This is a genomic window from Sphingopyxis sp., assembly GCF_036402335.1.
In the GTDB taxonomy this organism is placed as follows: Bacteria; Pseudomonadota; Alphaproteobacteria; order Sphingomonadales; family Sphingomonadaceae; genus Sphingopyxis.
Window position 1 is genome coordinate 1 of the sequence record NZ_DASWTD010000306.1, and the last position, 5,012, is coordinate 5,012.

3 protein-coding genes are annotated in these 5,012 nt (G+C 65.6%); 2 read left to right on the forward strand and 1 reads right to left on the reverse strand.

What is annotated here, in order from left to right; genetic code table 11:
- Window positions 1-360: 360 nt before the first annotated feature.
- Entirely contained in the window at window positions 361-2,637 is a 2,277-nt protein-coding gene (locus VGD20_RS09445; protein WP_331134196.1) for a TonB-dependent receptor, read from the reverse strand.
- A gap of 198 nt (window positions 2,638-2,835) precedes the next feature.
- Between VGD20_RS09445 and VGD20_RS09450 the strand changes: the two genes are divergently transcribed.
- Both VGD20_RS09450 and VGD20_RS09455 read left to right on the forward strand, forming a co-directional pair.
- A complete protein-coding gene (locus VGD20_RS09450; protein WP_331134197.1) occupies window positions 2,836-4,059 on the forward strand; it encodes a TetR/AcrR family transcriptional regulator in 1,224 nt (407 codons plus the stop codon).
- The coding region (locus VGD20_RS09455; protein WP_331134198.1) for a serine hydrolase domain-containing protein at window positions 4,059-5,012 on the forward strand (954 nt) is incomplete at its 3' end. The genes VGD20_RS09450 and VGD20_RS09455, both read left to right, overlap by 1 nt.

Sequence of the window (5,012 nt, forward strand, 5' to 3'; positions counted from 1 at the left end):
CAGCGCCTCGGCGAGCGGCTGACCGGCGGTTACGCCCCAGTCATCCTGCCGCTCGCGCGCCCCCGCGGGCCCGGTCACCAGCGTCTGCGACAGCAGCGCCAGTAACAGAGCGAGCGAGCGCAGCGCCCGGTCGCCGGAATATCTCGTCTTCCCCATTTAGCTTGATCGACCCTGTGCAGAGACCATCGCCGAAATGGAGGCCAGTTGCGCCGCCAGCATTGCAGTTTGGTGACGGTCTGCCGCACGCGGCGGTAAACCGGGCGAAAAAACCATCAACCCGGAGCTCGCGTTCTGCGGATCACGTCACCGTTTGGACCTGACCGATGGTGATGAAGCGGTCGATAAATGCGATCCCGCCTGTCAGAAACGCACCGTCGCACTCACGCCATAGGTGCGCGGCGCATTATAGCTGCGGTTGCCGAAACCGAGCGCCCCGGTGTCGAGCCCCTGCACGACGTGCCGGTTGTCGGAGAGGTTCTTGCCCCACAGCGCGACCTCCCAGCGATCATCCGCCGCCCCGACGCCAACGCGCGCATCGAACAGCCAATAGCTCTCGCCCGCAATCACCGGATTGTTCGTCGCATCCTTGAAGACGCTGTCGCTGTAATGCGCGCTGCCGCTGATCGAGAGGTCGATCCCCGAGGTGACAGCGAATTTGTAGCGCGCGCGCCCGGTAAAGGTGAAGTCGGGCGCGTTGGGGAGCTTGTTGCCTGCCGGAATCATCCCCGCAGTCGTCGCAAAGGCGCCGAGCCGCGTGTCGAGCAAGCCGAGCCCCGCGAACAGGCTGAGCCCTTTCGCGGGCAACCATGTCAGGTCGAAATCGGCGCCATAGACACGCGCGCTGGCAATATTGCCGAGCTTCTGGATCGTGATCGGCCCGGAATCGACGCGGATGAAGGTCTGCACATCATCATAGTCGTAATAAAAGAGGCTGGCGTCGGCGAGCAGGGTCCGGTTCGCAAGTTCGGCGCGCGCGCCAATCTCATAGGCAGTCAGATCCTCGGGCCGATAGGGCGCAAGTTCACCGCTGCTCGTGGTGATGCCGCTGAAATAGCCGCCGCTCTTCCGCCCCCGCGCGACGCTCGCATAGATCAGGCCGTCGTCCGACGGCTTATATTCGAGCGCGATGCGCCCGGTCACATTGGTGTCCTTGATCCGGTCGTCGATGAAGCTCAGCTGCGCCGCCCCCGGAACCCCCGGCGCGCACAGCCCGGCAGGGATGCAAAGCAACGAAGCGCCGAGCGGATTGAGGTCAGTCGTCCCGCCGATATAGCGGCGCTTCTCGTGCGTCAGGCGCAGACCGGTCACCAGCGTCAGCCGGTCGGCGACATGCCAGTCGATATTGGCGAAGAGCGCCGCGGCGTCGGTCTTTTGCAGCGCATCGATCACCGTCTGCGTCGCGAACAGGTCGAGGTGATTGCCCGGGGTGAACACCGTCACCTTGTCGTGCGAGTAAAAACCCCCGACGATCCACTCGGCGATCCCCGTCTCTCCCGACAGATGCAGTTCCTGCGAGAATTGCTCGATCTTGTCGTTCTGCAAAAAATCGACCTGCCGCGCCGGAGTCGCGTCCGAATCGACGTCGAAGCCACGGTCCTGCCAGCGATAACCGCTGATCGAGGTCAGCTTGACCGCGCCCAGATCGGCCTCGACCTTCAGCGTCGCGTCCCAGCTGTCGATGTTATAAAAGGCATCGCGCGCCCAGTCGCCGAGGAAGGGATCGCCATCGGTATCGGTGTAGCCGAAGAAATCGGTGCATTGGCTGTTGTCGGGGCGCCCCGCGAGATAGGGCGCGCACGGTCCGCCGGTCAGCGGGTCGACCGCTCCGAAAAACTCGCCCTGCCCCAGCTCGGACCGAGACCGCAGCCCCTCGACCTTCAGATTGACGTCGATGTCGTTCGACGGCTGCCAGCGCAGTTGCAACCGCCCGGTCAATATGTCGCGCTCGCCGAGCGTCTCGCCGGGAAGCAGACGGCTTTTCCAATAGCCCCGGGCCTGTTGTACAGCGCGCGCCGACACGCGCGCGGCGAGTGTTTCGGAGAGCGGGACATTGACGAAGCCCTCGGCCTCGAACGCCCGGTAATTGCCATATCCGGCGGTCAGCGCCCCCGCGAAATCGCGACCAGGCCGCGCGGTGATGATATTGATCGCGCCGGCGGTCGAATTGCGGCCATAGAGCGTTCCCTGCGGCCCCTTCAGCACCTCAATCCGCTCAAGATCATAGATTTCGCTGCTCATCAGCGCGGTCGAGACAAGCGGAATCTCGTCAACATAGATCCCCGCCGACGGGCTGTTGGTGGCGCTGAAATCGTCGAGACCGATACCTCGGATCGTCACGACCGGGATCGCGCCGGGCACCTGCTCCTTGATGTCGACATTGGGCACGGCCTGCGCCAGATTCTCGATCTGGCTGATCCGCGCCTCGGCGATCGCTTCGGCCGACAGCGCCTCTATCGCGATGCCAACGTCGGTCAGTCGCTCGGCACGGCGCTGGGCGGTGACGACGATCGGCTCACCGCCGATGCTTTCCGCCGTCGCGGGTGCTTCCTGTGCGTGTACCGCCATCGGCGCGCACGCCGCCGAGACGAGCAGCAGGGCCGTCCCCGGCCGCGACAGCTTGCGTGAAATATCGCTCATCCTGTCCTCCCAACCGGGCTACCCGCCCGCCTTCCCATTCGTCGATCCGTCTCGCGCAGATTTAACAAATGAGTATACTTGCATCACGACATGCAAAATTGGACTTGTCAAGCGATTCTACATATGAGTATGTAAAAATTCGAAAGGGCAGAATCGACGATGAACGCGAAGCGGCGAACCGAACCCCACTTGCAACTGGTGCAAAAGCGCAGCCGGCGTGATCGCCTGCTCGACGAGGCGGCGCGCCAGCTCAACGCGCGGGGCATTTCGGGAACTTCGCTCGCCGACATCGCGTCGGGGCTCGGCCTGACGCGTGCGGCGCTCTATTATTACGCCGATGACCGGCAGGACCTGGTTTTCCAATGTTATCGCCGCGCTTGCGAAGCGCTCGGTCGAGACCTCGCAACGGCGGCGCAAGCCGAAGGAAGCGCCCTCGACCGGATCGCGATCTTCGTCACGCGGAGCCTCGATCCCGACCGTGTCGAGGAAGCCGTGCTCAGCGAGGTTGCCTATCTGGACGACGAGCAGCGCGCAACGATCGAAGCGCTCGCGGCAGGCAATCTCGCCCGGCTCGTCGACCTGATCGAGGCTGGCCGGCAGGATGGGGCGATCCGCCCGTGCGACGCGCAGATCGTTGCGCGCGCGCTCGTCGGCATCGTGTCGTGGGTGCCGCTCGCACCCCGCTGGAGCGGCGACGATCCCGTGACGATGCGCCCGCGCATCTGCGCCGCGGCGATCGATCTGATCCGCAACGGCATTTGCGCGACGCCACCTCCGCTCGGCGCGCTGCCATGGATCGACATCGCGGTGCTCCGCGGCGAGCGCGGCAACCCGTTCGACCGCGGCGACGCCGCGGCCGCGAAGCGCGAGGAGCTGCTGCGCACGGCGTCGCGCCTGTTCAACCGCAAGGGCATCGACGCGACGTCGCTCGACGAGATCGGCGCCGCGCTCGGCGCGACCAAGGGGGTCATCTATCATTATCTGACCGACAAGCCCGACCTCGTCGCGCAATGCTATCGCCGCGCCTTCGCGCTCGGCGACCGGGTAATCTCTGCGATCGAAGCCTTCGATGGCGACGGCTTCGCCCGCGCCGTGGCGGGCTTTCGCCTGCTCGTCGAAATGAATGCCCGTGCCGAATTTTCGCCGCTCGTCCCGCTCGCGGGGATCGACGCACTCGAGCCCGCGGCACGCGACGAGATCGTCGCGCTCGCGCGCCGGTCGGAGGATATTTTCCCGACCTATGTCGCGGCCGGCATCGCCGACGGCACGATCCGCGCCGTCGACGTGACGGGGATCGCGGTCGCGCTCGCGGGCGCCTTCGGGTGGATTCCCAAATGGTTCGATGGCGAGGACGATATGATGGTGAACCGCATTTCCGACGAATTCGCCGCGCTTTACGCCCACGGGCTGAGCGCGCCCTGATGCCACCGCCGATCGAGGGCCGTGTCGCGCCGGGTTTCGAGCCGGTTGCCGACGCCTTTGCCGAGAATTTTGGGCGCGTCGGTCCGTATGCCGAAATCGGCGCCTCGCTTGCCGTCTATCGCCGCGGCGAATGCGTGGTAGATCTGTGGGGCGGTCATGCCGACCGGGCAGCAACCCGGCCTTGGCAGCAAGACACGCTGGTCAACCTCTGGTCGACGACCAAGGCGGCGGCCGCCTTCTGCATCGCGCTGCTCGTCGAGCGCGGCCGGCTCGATTACGACGACCGTGTCGCCGCCTGTTGGCCCGCCTTTGCTGCGGCGGGAAAACAGGCGACGACGGTCGCGCATCTGCTGTCGCATCAGGCCGGGCTTCCCGGCTTTGCCGAACCGACGTCGATCGACGATCTGTTCGACCATGATCGCTGCGCCGCGCGACTGGCGGGGCAGGCAGCCTTGTGGACGCCGGGGACCGCCAACGGCTATCATGCCGTGACCTACGGCTTTCTCGCCTCCGAACTGGTGCGCCGCGTCGATGGCCGCACGCTTGGCCGTTTCCTCGCCGACGAACTTGCCGGGCCGCTCGGTGCCGATTTTTACATCGGCGTCGATTCCGGGATGGAATCACGTATTGCCGAGCTCGTTCCGCCCGACCGGCCGGCGGACATGAGCGCGATCGAGATGAACGCAGCGATGATGCTCGCGCTCGGCAGCCCGGCAATGGATCCGCACCGCGCGAACGCACGCGACTGGCGCACCGCCGAGCTTCCCGCGTTGAACGGCCATGGGTCGGCGCAGGGCATTGCAAGGCTCTATGCCGCGATGCTCGATCCCGCGGGTCCCTGTTCGCCCGCCACCATGAGGCGAATGACCGCGATCGCAGCCGACCGTGACGACCTCGTCCTCGGCTTCAACCCTGGGTGGGGCATGGGCGTCGCGCACAATGGCACGGGCATG